Below are 18428 nucleotides of genomic sequence, written 5' to 3'. Positions count from 1 at the left end.
TCCCGTGTGTCAGGCCTGCGGTCGGAACGAGCGGTAGGCGCCGCGCCGCTCGGGCCGCGTCAGCACCAGCTGCCACAGCTGCCCCTGGCGCGAGCGGAAGAAGCCCGCGCAGCTGAGCAGGTAGTAGCGGAACATGCGTCGGAATGCCTCGTCATACCGCGGGGCCAGGCGCGGCCAGGCTGCCTCGAAGCGTTCGGCCCAGCACATCAACGTGCGGTCGTAGTCGGTCCCGAAGTTGTGCCAGTCCTCGATGACGAAGCGGCCCTCCACCTCGTCGGCCAGCTCGCGCGGGGAAGGTAGCTTGCCGTTGGGAAAGATGTAGCGCTCGATCCACGGATCGGTGTGCGGCGCGCTGCGGTCTACGCCGATGCTGTGCAGCAGGAATAGGCCGTCCGGCGCCAGCAGCCGTCGTGCCGTGTCGAAGTAGAGGCCGTAGTTCTTCAGCCCCACGTGCTCGAACATGCCGACCGAGACGATCTTGTCGAAGCGACCCTGCAGCGAGCGGTAGTCCTGCAGCAGCAGCGTGACGGGCAGCCCTTCGCAGCGCTGTTCGGCCAGCGCCAACTGCTCCCGGCTGATCGTCACGCCGGTCACGCGCGCGCCGTGGCGCTGCGCCGCGAAGCGCGCCAGGCCGCCCCAGCCGCAGCCGATGTCCAGCAGCGTCTCGCCCGGCTGCAGCTCCAGCTTGCGGCAGATCATCTCGAGCTTGTGTTCCTGGGCCTGTTCCAGGTTCCGCGCGCCGGCGCCCCAGTAGGCGCAGGAATAGATCATGCGAGCGTCCAGCATGGCCTCGAACACGTCGTTGCCGGCGTCGTAGTGGCGCTCGCCCACCTGGTGCGCGCGCTCGGCCGTCTGCAGGTTGAACAGCCGCTGGCGCAGGCTCTCGGCTAGCACCTTCAGCCTGGCTAGGCCCGGCACGGTGCGGTCCAGCTCGGCGCGGATGAGCCGCTCGAACATCATGTCCAGCCGTTCGCAGTCCCAGTCGCCGTCGACATACGACTCGCCGGCTCCGAGCGACCAGTGCGCCAGGATGCGGCGGTAGGCCCGCGCGTCGTGGACGCGCATGTCCCAGGGCCGCGTGCCGTTGATCTGTACGTCGGCGCGGGCCAGCAGCTCGCGCAGCACCTGGGGTGGATGCGCGGCCGGTTGCGGCTGGGGTCGGCGGGGGCGGGTTAGCGCGGCTTGCTCGGACTGCATGAGCGACGGCTCCTTCCAACGACATCGCCAGGCCTCGTGGGCCCGGCTGATGGACCGAGTGTGCCGCCGGGGGCGCATCGCCGCAGCCCCATGGATCAATGTCCCAGTAAACAGCGGGTCAGGCGCTTGCGAGGCCCCAGCCGAACGGGTCTGCCGGGTTGATCAGCAGCGTCGCTTCGGCGTTGATGAAGGCCTGGCCGCGGATCGTGGGCACGATGCTTGCCGCTTCTGCCGCGTGAGCCTCGTACCAGCCCTCGAACACGCTGCCGATGACGCTGGCCTGCCGCCAAACGTGGCCCGGCGCCAGCTTGCCGCGTGCCGCGAGGCAGGCCAGCTTGGCGCTGGTTCCGGTGCCGCAGGGCGAGCGGTCGTATTCGCCGCCGGGGCACAGCACGAAGCTGCGGCTGTCGGCCAGCGCCGGGTCGGCCTCTGCGAACAGTTCGATGTGGTCGATGGCCGCGCCACCGGCGCCGCGGTGGCCCTGGGCGTTCAGCGCCTCGGCCAGCCGGCCGGCGTAGTCGATCAGCGCACCGACGCGTTCGGGTGCGATCACCTGGCCATGGTCGGCGCACAGGAAGAACCAGTTGCCGCCCCACGCGATGTCGCCGGTGACGAGTTGACCCGTTGGCAGCGTCACGGTCACGTCTGCCGCCAGCCGCCAGGCCGGCACGTTGCGCACGCTCACCCGGCCGTCGTCGTGCAGCGTGGCGCGCACGTCGCCTACCGGCGTCTCGATGACGTGCTCGCCCGGCTGGATTTGCCCCAGGTGAGCCAGCGTGGCGACCAGGCCGATGGTGCCGTGGCCGCACATGCCGAGATAGCCGGCGTTGTTGAAAAAGATGACACCGGCCGTGTGCGCTGGGTCCTGCGGCGCGCACAGCAGCGCGCCGACGAGCACGTCGCTGCCGCGCGGCTCCAGCAGCGTCGCGCGGCGGAAGCGATCGTGCTCGCCGGCCAGGCGGTCGCGGCGCTCGGCCATCGAGCCGCTGCCGAGGTCCGGGAAGCCGGCGGTGACGACGCGCGTTGGCTCGCCGCCGGTGTGCGAGTCGATGACGTGGATGCGCTTCACGGCTGCGAGCGGCAATGATCGGGCCGCGTGGCCAGCGCCTTCGCCACGAGTGCCTCCACGCGGGCGCGCTCGTCGCCCACCAGCGGCAGCCGCGGGCGGCGCATGGGCTCACTGCCTACGCCCACCAGCGCATCGATGAGCTTGAGGTTCTGCACCAGCTTGGTGGAGACGTCCAGGTGCAGAAGCGGCGTCATCCAGCGGTAGATCGCGCGGGCCTCGTCCCAACGGCCGGCCTGCATCAGCTCGAACAGCGTGACTGTCTCGCGCGGGAAGGCGCAGCCGACGCCGGCCAGCAGGCCGTCGCAGCCCAGCGCCAGGCCCTCGAACGCGAGGTCGTCCACGCCCATGAAGAGCCGGTAACGGTCGCCCAGCAGGTTGCGCAGGTCGGTGATGCGCGTCACGTCGCCGCTGCTCTCCTTGATGGCGGCGACATGCTCGCAGTCGGCCAGCTCGGCGAAGTGCTCGGGCCTCAGGTCCACGCGGTAGGCGACCGGGTTGTTGTAGACCATCAGCGGCCGCTGTGCCGCGTTGGCGTAGGCGCGCACATTGGCCATCGCCTCGCGGGCATCTGCCACGTAGATGACCGATGGCATCACCATGTAACCCGCCACGCCGAGCGCGTTCGCGCCCTCGATGAAACGCAGCGCCTCGCGCGTGCTGCCCTCCGACACGGTAGCCAGCACCGGCACGCGGCCATTGGCGGCGTCCAGCGCGCAGCGCGCCACGGCCAGCTTCTCGTCCAGTGTCAATGTGCTGGCTTCACCCAGCGAGCCGCAGCAGACCACACCGTGGATGCCGTTGCGGATCTGGAAGTCGATGTGCCGGGCCGTGCCGGCGAAGTCCAGGCTCTCGTCGGCGTGGAACTTGGTGGTGACGGCGGGAAAGACGCCGCGCCAGGGGACGTTGTGCATCGCTGGGCTCCTTGTGGGAGCCCGATGTTCGCTCAGAAGCGGCGCCTGTTGCCGGGGTCAGGCCCGCGCAGCAGCGGCGTCGAGCTTGAAGGCGGCCACCGTCTCCGCCAGCGCCTGGGCCTGGCTGCGCAGGCTTTCGGCCGCGGCGGCACTTTCTTCCACGAGCGCGGCGTTCTGCTGCGTGACCTGGTCGAGCTGGCTGACGGCGTCGCCCACCTGGCCGATGCCTTTGCTCTGCTCGGTGCTGGCGGCGCTGATCTCGCCGATCAGGTCAGCCACGCGGCGCACCTGGCCCACCACGTCGTCCATCGTGCGGCCGGCCTCGCCGACAAGCGCGTTGCCCGACTCCACGCGCTCCACGCTGGCGCCGATGAGCGTCTTGATCTCGCGCGCGGCCTCCGCCGAGCGCCGCGCCAGCGAGCGCACCTCGCCGGCCACAACGGCGAAGCCGCGGCCCTGCTCGCCGGCGCGGGCCGCCTCGACGGCGGCGTTCAGCGCCAGGATGTTGGTCTGGAACGCGATGCCGTCGATGGTGCCGATGATGTCGGCGATCTTCTGGGAGCTGGTCGTGATCTGTGCCATCGTGCCGACGACCTCGTTCATGACGCGGCCGCCGGTCTCCGCGACGCGGGCCGCGGCGTCGGCCAGTTGTGCGGCCTGGCGGGCGGTATCAGTGTTGTGGTTGACCGTGGCGCTGAGCTCCTCCATCGAGGCGGCTGTCTGCTGCAGGCTGCTGGCCTGCTCCTCCGTGCGCTGGCTCAGGTCGGCATTGCCCTGGGCGATCTGCCCGCTGGCCGTGGCGACGCTCTCGGCGTTGCCGCGCACCGAGCTGACGATGCCCACCAGCGAGTCGGCCATGCGCTGCAGCGCATTCAGCAGCTGGCCGGCCTCGTCCGGGCGTTCGCTGGCCAGGTGCAGCCGCAGGTCGCCGCCGGCGACCGTCTCCGCCGCATGGACCGCCTCGCGGATCGGCGCAACCACCGAGCGCGTAATCAGCCACGCCAGCGTCGCGCCGAGCACGCCGGCGGCGATGGCCAGCGCCAGCACGGTGTCGCTTGCGAAATCGACGAGGTCGTTCGCCGACTTGGCCGAGTCCTGCATCAGCTGCCGCTGGAAGTCCATCAGCGCGTTCAGCGTAACGAGCATGGTCTCGCGCTTCTTGCGTGCCTCGCCGAGCAGCAGGCTGCGTGCCTCTGCGCTCTCGCCGGCGCGGTGGAGCTGGATGACGCGGTCGATGGACGCCGCGTAGGCGTCGCGGGCGTCGCCGATCTCTTTGAGCAGCTCGCGGCCCTTGGGACGCTGGATGCTGTTGTCCAGGCTCTTGATGATCTCGGCGTCCGCGCGGCGCACGTCGGCAATCCGCCCGACGCCGCGTTGCGTCTCGGCGTCGTTGTCGGCCAGCACGATGTTGCGCACGGCCAGCGCGATGACGTTGACGTTGTCCTTGAACTGGCTCAGTTGAGCCACCTTCGCGAGGCGGTCGTTGACCATGATCTCCAGCTGGTCATTGATGCGCACCAGCGAATGGCGCGCATACGCGGCGAGGAGGATGCTGAAGGCGATGCAGGTGGCAAACGCGAGCGCCAGCCGCATACCGATGCGCATGTTGTTGAGTAGATTCATCGGGTCTCCCTGATTGGATGTATTGGGGTTCCAGGCCGTCTGGCCAACCAAAAATTGTCTCGTCGGGTGGCGTGGCCGTCCAATTGCAATGCCACGGTGTTCGCCAGGTGGATTCGGCTCATTAACAATGGACGCCTGGCGCGTTCAAGGAGTAGCGATGGCGATGGAAGCGAGTTGGGGCGATCGCGTGCTGGCACTGGTTGCCCAGCCCCCGGAGCCCGTGTTCGAGGCCAGCCCCAGGCCGGCCCATGCCGCAGCGCGTGCCATTGAGGCTGCCGCCAGCAAGGCCGCGCTCGCCGCCGGCACGCTGGCGCTGCCGGCCGGGCCACTGGGCTGGGCCACCATCGCACCGGAGATGATGGCCGTCTGGTACATCCAGCGTCAGCTGGTGGCCGACATCGCCGCGCTCTACGGCCGCAGTGCCGAGCTGGGCCCCGCGCAGATGATGTGGTGCCTATTCCGCCACACGGCCGCCCAGGCCTTGCGCGATCTCGGCGTGCGGGTAGGCGAACGCGTCATCGTGCGGCCCGCTGCCCAGGCGCTGCTGCAGCGTCTGGCGGGTGCCGTGGGCCTGCAGCTTGGCAAGCAGGTGGCCGGGCGGGCCGTGTCACGCTGGATGCCGCTGGTGGGCGCCGCCGGCGTGGGTGCCTATGCCTGGTGGGATACCCGGCAGGTCGGCCGGGCGGCGCTGCAGCTGTTCGAACGGGACATCGTCATCGACAACCCGGCTTGATTCGCCCCTGGCGTCTGTCACACTTGGTAACGTGCAACGCCCCACCATCATCGACATCGAGGCTTCCGGCTTCGGCCGAGGTAGCTATCCCATCGAGGTGGGCTTCGTGGCCCCGGACGGCGCGCTGTTCTGCGGGCTGATCCGCCCGGAATCCGACTGGCTGCATTGGGACGGCGCCGCCGAAGCCTTGCATGGCATCAGCCGCGAGCTGCTGCTGGAGCACGGCCGGCCCGCCCGCTGGATCGCCCAGCAGCTCAACACCCGCCTGGCCGGCTGCACCGTCTATTGCGACGGCTGGGGGCATGACTTCACGTGGCTCGCGAGGCTGTACGACGCCGTCGGCCTGCGGCCCAGCTTCAAGCTGGAGGACCTGCGCCGCCTGCTCAACGAGGACGAGGCCCAGCGCTGGAAGAGCGCCACCGAGGCCGTCCGGGCACGGCAGGCGTTGACACGGCATCGGGCCAGCAGTGATGCGCGGGTGTTGCAGCTGGCGCTGGACGAGGTGAAGGGGGCGGTCAGCTGCTGAGCCGCGGGATGCCCGGGGCTAGGCCAACAACCCGGCGTACCGCTCCCGCAGCGACTTCTTCTGCACCTTCCCCATCGCATTCCGCGGCAACTCGGCCACGACAACAATGCGCTTGGGCACCTTGAACCCCGCGATGCGGGCCTTCAGCTCGTGGATCAGCGCCTCGGTGTCCGGCTCGCCCACCGGCGTGATGACGGCCACGACCGCCTCGCCGAAGTCCGCGTGCGGCACGCCGATGACAGCGGACTCACCCACGCCGGGCAGCTCGTTCAGGAAGCCTTCCACCTCCGCCGGGTAGACGTTGAAACCGCCGCTGATGATGAGGTCCTTGCTGCGGCCGATCAGCGTCAGGTAGCCCTTGGCGTCCAGCCGGCCGACGTCGCCGGTCTTGAACCAGCCGTCCGCGGTGAACTCCTCTGCCGTCTTCTCCGGCATGCGCCAGTAGCCGGCGAAGACGCCGGGTCCGCACACCTGCACATGGCCGATCTCGCCGACATCGCAAGCCGTGCCGTCGTCGCGCAGCACCCGCAGCCCGACGTCCGGCAGGGCCGGGCCGACCGTACCGCCGACGCGTTCGCCGTCTGCCGGCCGGCAGGGGTTGGAGGTCAGCATCAGCGTCTCGCTCATGCCGTAGCGCTCCAGGATCAGATGGCCGGTGCGGGCCTGCCACTGCGTCCAAGTCTCGATGAGCAGCGGCGCCGAGCCGCTGATGAATAGCCGCATGCGGCGCGTGTCCAGCGTTTTTTCCTGCAGCAGCCGCACATACAGCGTCGGCACGCCCATGAAGACGGTGGCCTCGGGCAGCCGGCGTGCCACGGCGGGCGCGTCGAACTTGTTGAACCACAGCATCCTGCTGCCGCTCAGCAGCGCGCCGTGCGACGCGATGAACAGGCCGTGCACGTGGAAGATCGGCAGCGCGTGCAGTAGCACGTCGTCGGAGCGCCAGTCCCAGAAGGTCTTCAACACCTGGGCGTTCGACAGCAGATTGCCGTGGCTCAGCATGGCGCCCTTGCTGCGCCCGGTCGTGCCGCTGGTGTAGAGGATGGCGGCCAGGTCGGCGGGCTCGCGGGCGACCGGCTCGTTGACCGTCGGCATCTGCGCGGCGCGGTCCAGCAGCGTGCCGGTGCGGTCGTCGTTCAGCGTGAACACCCAGCGCACGCCGCGCTGGAAGGCCAGTTTGCTGATCCAGCCGAAGTTGCGGCCGGCGCAGACGACGACGGCGGGCTCGGCGTCGGTGATGAAGTGCTCCAGCTCGCTGGCCTGGTAGGCCGGGTTCAGCGGCAGGTAGACGAAGCCGGCGCGCAGCACGGCCAGGTAGAGCATCAGCGCCTCGACGCTCTTGTCGGTGTGCACGGCCACGCGACTGCCGGCGGGCAGGTCCAGACGGGCCAGCCAGTTGGCGAGCAGGGCGCTGCCGCTGTCGAGGTCGCGCCACGAGTACAGCGCGCCGTCGTGGTCGATGGCGGTCGTGTCGAGGTCGGCCGGGAAGCCGGCGCGCAGGGCGGTGTAGAGGTTCATGGCGACGGGATTATCGGGAGGGCAGTTCGGCGACGCGAGCCAGCAGCCCAGCATCTCGCCGATCAGCTAGGCCCGACCTGCGCGGCATGCAGCTGCTCCGCCAGGTGGAGCGCGGCCCCGACAGGCCCGAGGTCGTCAAGACCGCGCGCAACGTCGGCGATGTCTAAGTGCCGGCGGTTTGACCAGGTCGCCGCGGCCTCCCGGCCGCATCCGGCGAGGCAAGGCCGGACGATTCGCTGTCAGTTCTGGTCGGGTAGTTTCAACCAGCGTTGCAGCCGCGTGCGCAGCGCGACGAAGTCCAGCGGCTTGGTCAGGTGCTCGTCCATGCCGGCGTCGATGCTGGCGGCCACGTCGGCGTCCAGCGCATGGGCGGTCAGCGCGAGGATGGGGAAGACAGGCAGCGTGCCGTCGCGCTGCTGCGCGCGCAGGCGCCGGGCGCATTCCAGGCCGTCCATGCCGGGCATCTGGATGTCCATCAGCACGAGGTCGGGCACGGCCTGTTCACAGGCGGCCAGCGCTTCGATGCCGTTGCGCGCGAGTCGGGCTTCCACGCCCATCAGCGACAGGAATTCCAGCGCGACGACCTGGTTGATGTGGTTGTCTTCCACCAGCAGCACCTGGGGCTGGCGCTGGCTCGATGCGATCCCCTCGGATTCGGGGCGTGGTGTGCCAGCCCCGGAGGCTCCGGAGGTGGCGCTCAGCCAGATCTGATGAAGGGGCACGTGAGCAGCCAGCCTTGAATGATCCATCCCATGTCCTCGATTGCTTTGTTGTTATCTCCCCCGGTAAGGGGGTGACCCATTGTTGCCGCAGGAGGTGGGCGGTGCAACCGCAAGTCGCTGAATTTCACAGAGGCTTGGCCGCTCGCGTAGGCTGGAACGACCGTTGATCGCCCGGGGTCGCTGGCGCGTGCTGACAGTTTCCGGCAGGGCCATCCCTACACTGCTTGCCTTCGCAGTTTTGCCCCCCACCATGTCGTCCCAGTCCGAAGGCCTGATCCGTATCCGAGGTGCCCGCCAGCACAACCTCAAGAACCTCGATCTCGACCTCCGCACGGCGGAGCTGACGGTGGTCACCGGTCCCAGCGGCTCGGGTAAGTCCAGCCTGGTGTTCGACACGCTCTACGCGGAAGGCCAGCGGCGCTATGTCGAGACGTTCTCGGCGTACGCGCGGCAGTTCCTGGACCGAATGGACCGGCCGGCGGTCGACAAGGTGGACGGGGTGCCGCCGGCGATTGCCATCGACCAGACCAATCCGGTGCGCACCAGCCGCTCCACGGTCGGCACGATGACGGAGCTGAATGACCACCTGAAGCTGCTGTTCGCGCGGGCGGCCGATCTGTTCGATCGGCGGACGGCGCTGCCCGTCAGACATGACACCGCACAGAGCATCCATGCCGAACTGTTGGCGCGGGCGCAGGACAGCGACCCGCGGCTCGTGCTGACATTCCCGGTCGAGCTGCCGGCCAACACGTCGGCCGAGCAGGTCGAGCAGTGGCTGTCGGCCAGCGGCTTCACGCGGGTGCAGGCCGAGCGCGAGGTCGACGGCAAGAAGGTGCTGGATGTGGTGGCGGACCGCTTTCGCATCGTGGGAGCCGACAAGCAGCGTGCCATGGAAGCCATCGAGCTGTCACTGAAACGAGGGGCAGGGCGGCTCAATGTCTACGTGGGTGACGAAGGAGCGCAGACTTGGCGCTTCTCGACCGGCCTGCACTGCCCGGAAAGCGATCTGCGCTATGCCGACCCGCAGCCGGCGTTGTTTTCCTTCAATTCCGCCTTCGGCGCCTGTGAGTCCTGCCGGGGTTTCGGCCGTGTCATCGGCGTGGACCTGGGATTGGTCATCCCCGACGAGCGCAAGACGCTGCGCAACGGTGCCATCAAGCCCATGCAGACACCGGCGTGGAAGGACTGCCAGGACGATCTGCTGAAGTACGCCGGCGAGGCAGGCATCCCGCGCGACACGCCCTGGAAGGAATTGAGCCCGGCGTACCGCGACTGGGTCATCAACGGCACGCCGAACTGGAACGGCAACTGGAACAAGCAGTGGTACGGGGTCAAGCGCTTCTTCGACTACCTGGAGAGCAAGGCCTACAAGATGCACATCCGCGTGCTCTTGTCCAAGTACCGCAGCTACACCGAGTGCCCGTCCTGCCGCGGCGCGCGGCTCAAGACCGAGGCGCTGCTTTGGCGCGTCGGGGCCAAGGCGCTGGCCGATGCCGCATTGCCGCCGGCCCAGCGCTTCTTGCCGGTCGGCGTGGACTGGACCCGTGAACAGCTTGAGGCGCTGCCTGGCCTGTCGCTGCACGACCTGATGCAGCTGCCCATCAGCCGGCTGCGCGATTTCGTCGACGGCCTGCAACTACCCAGCACGATGCTGGACGAGGCGCTGAAGCTGTTGCTTGACGAAATCCGCCACCGCAGCCGCTACCTGTGCGACGTGGGCCTGGGCTACCTGACGCTGGACCGCCAGAGCCGGACCCTCTCCGGCGGCGAGGTGCAGCGCATCAACCTGACGACGGCGCTGGGCACCAGCCTGGTCAACACGCTGTTTGTGCTGGACGAGCCCAGCATCGGACTGCACCCGCGCGACATGGGGCGCATCGTGCAGGCCATGCAGCGCCTGCGCGACGCAGGCAACACGCTGGTCGTCGTCGAGCACGACCCGGCCGTCATGCTGGCCGCCGACCGCCTCATCGACATGGGCCCCGGCCCCGGCGAGCGCGGCGGCGCCATCGTGTTCGACGGCACGCCCGAGGAAATCCGCGCAGCGGACACGCTGACGGGCGCCTACCTCGGCGCGCGCAAGCACGTGGGCATGGGCCTGAAGCGGCTGGTGGAAGCGTCCACGCCCAAGCTCATCCTGCAGGGCGTACGTGAGCACAACCTGAAAGACGTGTCCGTCGAGTTCCCGTTGCAGCGCCTGGTCGTCGTGACCGGTGTGAGCGGCTCCGGCAAGAGCACGCTGATGCAGGACGTGCTCTACCCGGCGCTGGCCCGCCAGTTCGGCAAGGCCACCGAGACACCGGGCCAGCACGAGGCGCTGCTGGGCGCGGACTTCCTCGCCGATGCGGTGTTCGTCGACCAGTCGCCCATCGGCAAGACGGCGCGCTCCAATCCGGCCAGCTACGTCGGCGCGTTCGATGAGATCCGCAAGCTGTTCGCTGTCGCGCCGCTGGCTGTCGAGCGCAGCTACAGCGCCGGCATGTTCAGCTTCAACGCCGGCGACGGCCGCTGCCCGACCTGTGGTGGCTCGGGCTTCGAGCATGTGGAGATGCAGTTCCTCAGCGACGTCTACCTGCGCTGCCCGGACTGCGACGGCAAGCGCTTCCGCGCCGAGATGCTGGATGTGAAGCTTGCGCTGAAGGACCGCGACCTGAGCGTGTCCGACGTGTTGGAGCTGACCGTCGCCGAGGCCGTGCACCTGTTCAGCGAGCACCGCGCGGTGCTGCAAAAGCTCCAGCCCATCGTCGACGTGGGCCTGGAGTACGTGCGCCTCGGCCAGCCGGTGCCGACGCTGTCGGGCGGCGAGGCTCAGCGCCTCAAGCTCGCCGGCTTCCTCGCCGAGGCCGCTAGCAGCCCGCGCTTCGGCGTGGCGAAGAAGGGCACGCTGTTCCTGTTCGACGAGCCGACGACCGGCCTGCACTTCGACGACATCGCCAAGCTGATGCGCGCCATGCGCAAGCTGCTGACGGCCGGCCACTCGCTGATCCTCATCGAGCACAACCTCGACGTCATCCGCGCGGCCGACTGGCTGATTGACCTGGGCCCCGAAGGTGGCGAGGCCGGTGGCGAGGTGGTCTGCGTCGGCACGCCGGAAGAGGTGGCCCGGCACGCCACGTCGCACACCGCCGCGGCGCTGCGCGACTACGCGCTGCACATGGACCGCCCGGCCGTCGCCGTGGAGGAAGGCCGCCCGCTGCAGCAGCTCATCAAGGCGCGCCGCCAGACCGACGAGGCTATCAAGATCGTCAACGCCCGCGAGCACAACCTCAAGGGTGTCAACGTCGACATCCCGCGCGGAAAGTTCAACGTCGTCACAGGGGTCAGCGGCTCCGGCAAGTCGACGCTGGCCTTCGACATCCTGTTCAATGAAGGCCAGCGCCGCTACCTCGAATCGCTGAACGCCTACGCTCGCAGCATCGTGCAGCCGGCCGGCCGGCCGGAGGTGGACGCGGTCTGGGGCATCCCGCCGACGGTCGCCATCGAGCAGCGGCTGTCGCGTGGCGGCCGCAAGAGCACGGTCGCGACGACGACGGAGGTGTGGCACTTCCTGCGGCTGCTGTACGTGAAGCTGGGCGTTCAGCACTGCGTGAATGACGGCGCGCCGGTGCGACCCCAGAGCGTCGAGAGCATCGCTGCCCAGCTGATGCGGGACTACCGCGGCCAGCATGTCGGCCTGCTGGCGCCGCTGGTTGTCGCACGCAAAGGCGTTTACACCGACCTCGCGAAATGGGCCAAGGGCCGTGGCCACACGCACCTGCGCGTGGACGGCGAGTTCCTGCCCACGTCGCCGTGGCCGCGGCTGGACCGCTTCAAGGAGCACACGCTGGAGCTGCCCGTCGGTGATCTCGTGATCTCACCCGAGAAGGAACCGGAACTGCGCGAGCTGCTCGCCAAGGCGCTGGATGCCGGCAAGGGCGTGCTGCACCTGCTGGCGCCGCTGGACGGGCTCAGCACCGCGCTGGCCGACGGCGAGACCGGTCGCGGCATCGGCCAGGTCAAGGTGTTCTCCACGAAGCGCGCCTGCCCGGTCTGCGGCACCAGCTACCCCGAGCTGGACCCGCGCCTGTTCTCGTACAACTCCAAGCACGGCTGGTGCACCGGCTGCGTCGGCACGGGCCTGCAGCTCACGCGTGAGCAGCGCAAGGCGCTGGACGACAGCGTGCAGGCCGACGACAACCGCGGCCGCGAGCAGAGCTTCCCGTCTGAAGAGGCCGAGGTCGAAGGGCTGACCGACGCCCCGTGCCCGGATTGCCACGGCACGCGGCTGAATCCCACGGCCCGTTCGGTCGAGTTCGAGGACAAGGGCATAGGCGAGGTCGCCGCGTGGAGCGTGGGCCAGGCGCGCGCGTGGGTGCAGGGGCTGCACCTCGAAGGGCGTGACGCCGACATCGCCCGCGACGTCGTCAGCGAGATCCTCGGCCGGCTGGAATTCCTGGAAGAGGTGGGCCTGGGCTACCTGACGTTGGACCGTGCGGCGCCGACGCTGTCGGGCGGCGAGGCGCAGCGCATCCGCCTGGCCGCCCAGCTGGGCAGCAACCTGCAGGGCGTCTGCTATGTGCTGGACGAGCCGACGATCGGCCTGCACCCGCGCGACAACCAGATCCTGTTGAAGGCGCTGGGCACGCTGGGCGACAAGGGCAACACCCTCGTCGTCGTCGAGCACGACGAAGACACCATCCGCCGCGCCGACCACATCATCGACATTGGCCCCGGCGCCGGCAAACGCGGTGGCCGCGTCGTCGCCCAGGGCACGGCGGCGGAGCTGGCGGCGGTGGAGGACTCCACCACCGGCCGCATGCTGGCCCGGCCGCTGATCCACCCGCTGCAGGAACGCCGCGCCATCGACCCCGCAGCGCCCAAGCTGACGGTGCTGAACGCCGCGCTGCACAACCTTCAGGGCGTGACGGTCGACGTGCCGCTGCACCGGCTGGTGGCCGTCACGGGCGTGTCGGGCTCCGGCAAGTCCACGCTGGCGCGCGACGTGCTGTTGGCCAACATGGCCGTCGCCGTGCCGCTGCGCAAGGCGCCGTCGAAGTGGGCGGGTTGCGACGGCATCGAGGGCCACGTGCAGGTGGACCGAGTGCTGGAGGTCGACCAGACGCCCATCGGCAAGACGCCTCGCTCCTGCCCGGCCACCTACATCGGCTTCTGGGACGCCATCCGCAAGCTGTTTGCCGAGACACTGGAGAGCAAGGCGCGCGGCTACGCGCCGGGGCGCTTCAGCTTCAACACCGGCGAGGGCCGCTGCCCCGGCTGCGAAGGGCAGGGCATGAAGACCATCGAGATGAGCTTCCTGCCTGACGTGAAGGTGCCGTGCGACCAGTGCCATGGCCAGCGCTTCAACCCGGAGACGCTGGGCGTCACGTGGCGCGGCAAGAGCATCGGCGACGTGCTGCAGATGGAGGTCGATGAGGCGGTTGAGTTCTTCGCGTCCATGCCGTCCATCGCCCACCCGCTGCAGCTGCTGAAGGACGTAGGCCTGGGCTACCTGACGCTGGGCCAGCCGTCGCCGACGCTGTCGGGCGGCGAGGCGCAGCGGATCAAGCTGGTGTCGGAACTCGTCAAGGTGCGCGACGATGTGACGCGCCGCGGCCAGAAGGCGCCGCACACGCTCTACGTGCTGGACGAGCCGACCGTGGGCCTGCACATGGCCGATGTCGAGAAGCTGATCCGCGTGCTGCACCGGCTCGTGGCGGGCGGGCACTCGGTCGTCGTCATCGAGCACGACCTGGATGTCATCGCCGAGGCGGACTGGGTGCTGGACCTGGGGCCGGAAGGCGGGGATGCCGGCGGGCGCATCGTCGTGGCAGGGACGCCGGAGCAGGTCGTGGCCAGTGGTAGCCACACCGGCGTTGCGCTGGCGCCGGTGCTGGCGCGTCAGTCCGCATGAGTGCTCGCCCGGCCGTGCGCCCGCGCGACCTGCCCTAAGCTCGTGCCCCATGTGGACCGCCCCGCTGCCCGTTGACGAGGAACGCCGCCTGGCCCGCCTGCGCTCGCTGGCGGTGATGGATACCGCGCCGGAGCCGCTGTTCGACCAGCTCACGGCCTTGGCTGCCCAGCTGTGCGACACGCCCGTGGCGCTGCTGGGGTTGATGGACGAGCGGCGCCAGTGGTTCAAGGCGGCGGTCGGTTTCGGTCGCAGCGAAACATCGCGGGCGCTGACGTTCTGCGCGCACACGCTGGTGGCCGACGGGCTTTTCGAGGTGGCCGACACGCTGCTGGACGAGCGTTTCGTCCGCCACCCGGACGTGCTGACCGAGCCGGCGCTGCGCTTCTACGCCGGCGTGCCCATCCGGCTGGACGATGGCAGCCACCCTGGCACGCTGTGCGTGCTGGACTTTCGGCCCCGCACGCTGACCGAGTCGCAACGCGAGTCGCTGACGCGCCTGGCCAACGCCATTGCGGAGGCGTTGATGATGCGCGAGCGGGCATTGCAGCCCGCTGAACACGCAGAGGCCGAGCAGGCCTTCGGCGTGCTGGCCGCGACGGCACCGCTGGGCATCTTCCGTACGGACGCAGTGGGGCGCTACACCTACACCAACCCGGTCTGGCAGGCCATCTACGGCATCGGCACCCGCGAGGCGATGGGCGACGGCTGGGCGGCGACGCTGGCGCCGGAGGATGCCGACGAGGTGCGCCGTCAGTGGACGCGTAGCGTCGAGCGACGCCAGCCGTTCGACATGCGCTACCGCGTGCGCCGGCCCGGCAGCGCGTTGCCGCGGCAGGTCGCGTCGCAAGCCCGGCCGCTGCTGTCGCCCGAAGGCGAGTTGACCGGCTGGGTGGGCATCGTCGATGACGTGACCGACAAGCTGAGCGCCGAACGTGAGCTGCGCGAAAGCAAGGACCTGCTCGACCGCACGGGCCGCGTGGCCGGCGTGGGCGGCTGGAGCCTGGACTTGAAGACGCACGAGCTGGTCTGGAGCGACCAGACCTGCCGCATGCACGACCGGCCGGCAGGGCATCGGCCCACGATGGAGGAGGCCCTGGCCTACTACCGGCCCGACGCCAGGCCGGTCATCCAGGCCGCGGCGCGACGCGCCATCTACGACGGTGAGCCGTGGGTTCTTGAACTGCCGCTGATCACTGTCACGGGCCGGGAGATCTGGGTGCTGTCGCAGGGGCAGGCCGACTGGCAGGACGGCGAGCCCGTCCGCCTCGTCGGCGCCGTGCAGGACGTGACGGCGCACCACCGCGCGACCGTCGAGCTGGAAGACAGCCGTCAGCGGCTGCGCACGCTGTACGAGTCCACGCCAGCGCTGATGCACTCGGTGGACATCGAAGGACGCCTTCTGACCGTGTCGGATCGCTGGCTGGAGCGGCTGGGCTATCGACGCGAGGAAGTCATCGGCCGCCCACTGGACGACTTCCTGACGCCGGAGAGCAGTCGGCAGTTGCGCGAGGTCTGGCAGCCGGCGCTGTGGCGGGATGGGCATGTCGACGACTGCCCGGCGCAGTTCATCTGTGCCGATGGCCGGCTGCGTGATGCGCTGGTCGGTGCCGTTGCCGAGTACAACGCGGAGGGTCACCCGCTGCGCGCGCTGGCGTTGGTGGACGACATCACCGACGAGCTCAAGCGTCGCGCAGAGCTGGCGCACGAGCAGCAGATGCGCCGCCAGACCGAGCGCCATGTGGAGGCGCTGGACCAGCTGCTGCGCGAGCGGTCCGAGATGCTGGACGTGCTGGCCCATGAGGTGCGCCAGCCGCTTAACAACGCCAGCGCCGCGCTGCAGAGCGCTGCGGCGGCGCTGGCCAGCCGCGGCGAGCGCCAGGTGCACGAGCGGCTGACGCGGGCGCAGGCCGTGCTGGGCCAGGTGCTGGCCGGCGTGGACAACACGCTGGCGGCGGCCAGCCTGCTGGCCGGGGGCGGGCGGATCGCCCGGCTGGACACCGACATCGACACCTTGATGGCCGTCACCATTGCCGACCTGCCGCGCGAGCAGCGCGACCGCGTCGCCATCCACCGCCACACGGCTACGCGCACGGCGCTGATGGACATGAGCCTGATGCGCCTGGCGCTGCGCAACCTGCTGTCTAACGCGTTGAAGTACGCGCCCGGCCCCAGCGCCGTCGCGCTGCACGTCATCGACTTCGACGAGCCGGCGATGCTGCAGTTCGAGGTGGCCGACACCGGCCCTGGCATCCCGGCCGAACTGATGCCACGGCTCTTCACGCGCGGTGCGCGGGGGCACGGCGCGGCCGAATCGGCGCACGGGCTGGGCCTGTACATCGTGCGCCGCGTGATGGACCTGCATGGCGGCAGCGTCGAGCTGCTGCGCACCGGGCCCCGAGGCACCTCGATGCGCCTGACGCTGCCACAGGCCGGGTGAATCGCGGATGCCTTTGACGCCGGCACCGAGCGGATACTGAAGTCATCGCGATGCCTGACACACCTCACGACGTGACCGCCTCACCCGCTCGCCATCTGCCGAGCCTGCGGGGCCAGCTCAGCCTGGTGCTGGGCGGGCTGGCGCTGGCCATCCTGACGCTCGTGGGGGTCTACCTCGGCCGCGTCGCCACGCAGGAGCTCTACACCGCGCAACAGGCCGTCGTTCGTACGACGGCCCAATTCGCCGCCGACCTGCTGGCCACGGAGCTGCGCGACCGAGAACGGGAGATCGAGCTGCTGAGCGTCGCCCCGCATCTCGTCGACGGCCCGCTGGACGCCCCCCGCGTACGCGACGCGCTGGAGCGCCGCGCCGCGCTGCACGACGAGTTCGGCTGGCTCGGCGTGGCCGCGCCGGACGGCACGGTGCTGCAGGCCACCGGCGGCCTGTTGGCCGGCCGGTCGGTGGCGCAGCGCGAGTGGTTCATCGCCGCGCGCGAGCGCGTCTACGTGGGCGACGTGCACGAGGCCAAGCTGCTGGCCAGCATGCTGCCCGTGGCGCCGAACGGCGAGCCGACGCGCTTTATCGACTTCGCTGCGCCCATCCGAGCTGCCGACGGAAAGCTGCTCGGTGTTGTGGGCGCTCATGCGCACTGGCGTTGGGTCACAGGCCTCGTGGAGGGTGTCACGCGCCGGCAGAACCCGGGCGGTGGCATCGACGCCCTCATCCTGGACCGCGACGGTCGCGTGTTGTATCCGGAGGCGCTGAAGGCCGCGCAGGCCGATGGTGCCAACGTGCTGCCCAGGCCGGCCAGTGGCCGCTTCGACGGCGAGCTGGACTTCGGCGGCCAGACCTACCTGACCAGCGAGGCGCAGCTGCAGTCGAGCACCGATGCGGCGCTGGGCTGGCGCATCGTGACCCGTCAGCCGCTGGAGCAGGCGTTGCGACCGGTGCGTGATCTCCAGCGTGAGCTGGTGCTGCTGGGCATCATGGCGGCCGCCGTGCTGACGCTGGCGGCGCTGCTGCTGGCGCGGCGCATCAGCAGGCCGGTCGAGGAGCTGGCGCAGATCGCCGAGCGCGTGGAGGCCGAACGGCGCATGCCGGACTTTCCGCCGGACCCCGGTGCGATGGAGCTGGCCCGGCTCAGCGATGCGATGCGCGCGATGGCCGGCTCGCTGCTGGCCACCGAGCAGGAATTGCAGCAGGCCAACGCAACGCTGGAAGCCCAGGTGCAGCAGCGCACCGCCGAACTGCAGGCGGCCAACGCGGCGCTGGAGCATCTGGCCACGCGCGACCCGCTGACCGGCCTGCACAACCGCCGCAGCCTGGACGCCCGCCTCGCCGAAGCCCAGGCGCTGGACCGCCGCTACGGGCGGCAGCGGGCGCGTGTCCATGCGCTGTTGTTGCTGGACGTGGATCACTTCAAGCGCATCAACGACCAGTTCGGCCACCCCACCGGCGACGCCGTGCTGCGCCAGCTCGCGCACCTGCTGCAGGCCTCCATCCGTGCGACGGACGTGGCTGCGCGCTTCGGCGGCGAGGAGTTCGCCGTGCTGCTGCCGGAACTGGCCGGCCCGCAGGAGGCCGTCATCGCCGCGGAAAAGATCCGGGCGGCAGTCGAGACGGTGAGCTTTGCGCAGGTGGGCCGTGTGACCGTCAGCGTCGGCGTGAGCCTCGCGTCGGTGGACGACCTCGATGCGCGACCGCTGATCGACCGCGCAGATGGCGCTCTTTACGAGGCCAAGCGTGGAGGGCGCAACGCCGTCGTGCTGAAGCTGGCGCCGACGCTCGGCTGAGGGCTGCGG

The 18428-nt window shown here is 69.8% G+C and carries 11 protein-coding genes; 5 read left to right on the top strand and 6 right to left on the bottom strand.

The annotated features are described in order from the left end of the window. Positions 1-9: 9 nt before the first annotated feature. From cfa to LXT13_RS18525, 4 genes are all read right to left on the bottom strand, one after another. Positions 10-1197: a cyclopropane fatty acyl phospholipid synthase gene (cfa, locus tag LXT13_RS18540; protein WP_233373436.1), complete on the bottom strand. Its 1188-nt coding sequence runs from the start codon at positions 1195-1197 to the stop codon at positions 10-12. 118 nt (positions 1198-1315) lie between these two features. Next, positions 1316-2266, bottom strand: coding sequence for a 4-hydroxyproline epimerase (locus LXT13_RS18535; protein WP_233373435.1), 951 nt, complete (start codon positions 2264-2266; stop codon positions 1316-1318). Then, positions 2263-3177, bottom strand: coding sequence for a dihydrodipicolinate synthase family protein (locus LXT13_RS18530; RefSeq protein ID WP_233373434.1), 915 nt, complete (start codon positions 3175-3177; stop codon positions 2263-2265). Before LXT13_RS18530 ends, LXT13_RS18535 begins: the two co-directional genes overlap by 4 nt. A 57-nt stretch (positions 3178-3234) precedes the next feature. Next, complete coding sequence (locus tag LXT13_RS18525) at positions 3235-4800, bottom strand: methyl-accepting chemotaxis protein (RefSeq protein WP_304622825.1); 1566 nt, start codon at positions 4798-4800, stop codon at positions 3235-3237. Between the two features lie 157 nt (positions 4801-4957). Between LXT13_RS18525 and LXT13_RS18520 the strand changes: the two genes are divergently transcribed. Together LXT13_RS18520 and LXT13_RS18515 are read left to right on the top strand one after the other, a co-directional pair. Then, positions 4958-5533: a hypothetical protein gene (locus tag LXT13_RS18520; RefSeq protein ID WP_233373433.1), complete on the top strand. Its 576-nt coding sequence runs from the start codon at positions 4958-4960 to the stop codon at positions 5531-5533. A 31-nt stretch (positions 5534-5564) separates the two neighbouring features. Further along, on the top strand, positions 5565-6059 hold the full coding sequence (locus LXT13_RS18515; RefSeq protein WP_233373432.1) for a 3'-5' exonuclease: 495 nt from the start codon (positions 5565-5567) through the stop codon (positions 6057-6059). An 18-nt stretch (positions 6060-6077) separates the two neighbouring features. Here LXT13_RS18515 and LXT13_RS18510 read toward each other — a convergent pair whose 3' ends face one another. Next, positions 6078-7577: a malonate--CoA ligase gene (locus LXT13_RS18510; RefSeq protein WP_233373431.1), complete on the bottom strand. Its 1500-nt coding sequence runs from the start codon at positions 7575-7577 to the stop codon at positions 6078-6080. 239 nt (positions 7578-7816) lie between these two features. Further along, entirely contained in the window at positions 7817-8299 is a 483-nt protein-coding gene (locus LXT13_RS28710) for a response regulator (protein WP_233373430.1), read from the bottom strand. A 250-nt stretch (positions 8300-8549) separates the two neighbouring features. Between LXT13_RS28710 and uvrA the strand changes: the two genes are divergently transcribed. From uvrA to LXT13_RS18490, 3 genes are read left to right on the top strand one after another with little or no spacing between them, the layout of a single operon-like run. Next, positions 8550-14189 carry an excinuclease ABC subunit UvrA gene (gene uvrA / locus LXT13_RS18500; protein ID WP_233373429.1) on the top strand — a complete coding sequence of 1880 codons (5640 nt, stop codon included), beginning with the start codon at positions 8550-8552 and terminating at the stop codon, positions 14187-14189. Between the two features lie 49 nt (positions 14190-14238). Continuing rightward, entirely contained in the window at positions 14239-16626 is a 2388-nt protein-coding gene (locus tag LXT13_RS18495; protein WP_233373428.1) for a sensor histidine kinase, read from the top strand. Positions 16627-16676: 50 nt separating this feature from the next. Further along, entirely contained in the window at positions 16677-18419 is a 1743-nt protein-coding gene (locus LXT13_RS18490; protein ID WP_233373427.1) for a sensor domain-containing diguanylate cyclase, read from the top strand. The last annotated feature ends 9 nt before the right edge of the window (positions 18420-18428 follow it).

Origin of the sequence: Pelomonas cellulosilytica (assembly GCF_021353265.1) — a bacterium.
Classification (GTDB): Bacteria; Pseudomonadota; Gammaproteobacteria; order Burkholderiales; family Burkholderiaceae_C; genus Pelomonas; species Pelomonas cellulosilytica.
The sequence above is the reverse complement of the archived record's forward strand: the minus strand, read 5'-3'. Positions and strand labels throughout refer to the sequence as shown.

Coding starts and splice junctions, on each gene's coding strand:
- LXT13_RS18525 (WP_304622825.1), bottom strand. CDS start 4,800: ATGAATCTACTCAACAACATGCGCATCGGTATGCGGCTGGCGCTCGCG.
- LXT13_RS18520 (WP_233373433.1), top strand. CDS start 4,958: ATGGCGATGGAAGCGAGTTGGGGCGATCGCGTGCTGGCACTGGTTGCC.
- LXT13_RS18490 (WP_233373427.1), top strand. CDS start 16,677: ATGCCTGACACACCTCACGACGTGACCGCCTCACCCGCTCGCCATCTG.
- uvrA (WP_233373429.1), top strand. CDS start 8,550: ATGTCGTCCCAGTCCGAAGGCCTGATCCGTATCCGAGGTGCCCGCCAG.
- LXT13_RS18530 (WP_233373434.1), bottom strand. CDS start 3,177: ATGCACAACGTCCCCTGGCGCGGCGTCTTTCCCGCCGTCACCACCAAG.
- cfa (WP_233373436.1), bottom strand. CDS start 1,197: ATGCAGTCCGAGCAAGCCGCGCTAACCCGCCCCCGCCGACCCCAGCCG.
- LXT13_RS18495 (WP_233373428.1), top strand. CDS start 14,239: ATGTGGACCGCCCCGCTGCCCGTTGACGAGGAACGCCGCCTGGCCCGC.
- LXT13_RS18510 (WP_233373431.1), bottom strand. CDS start 7,577: ATGAACCTCTACACCGCCCTGCGCGCCGGCTTCCCGGCCGACCTCGAC.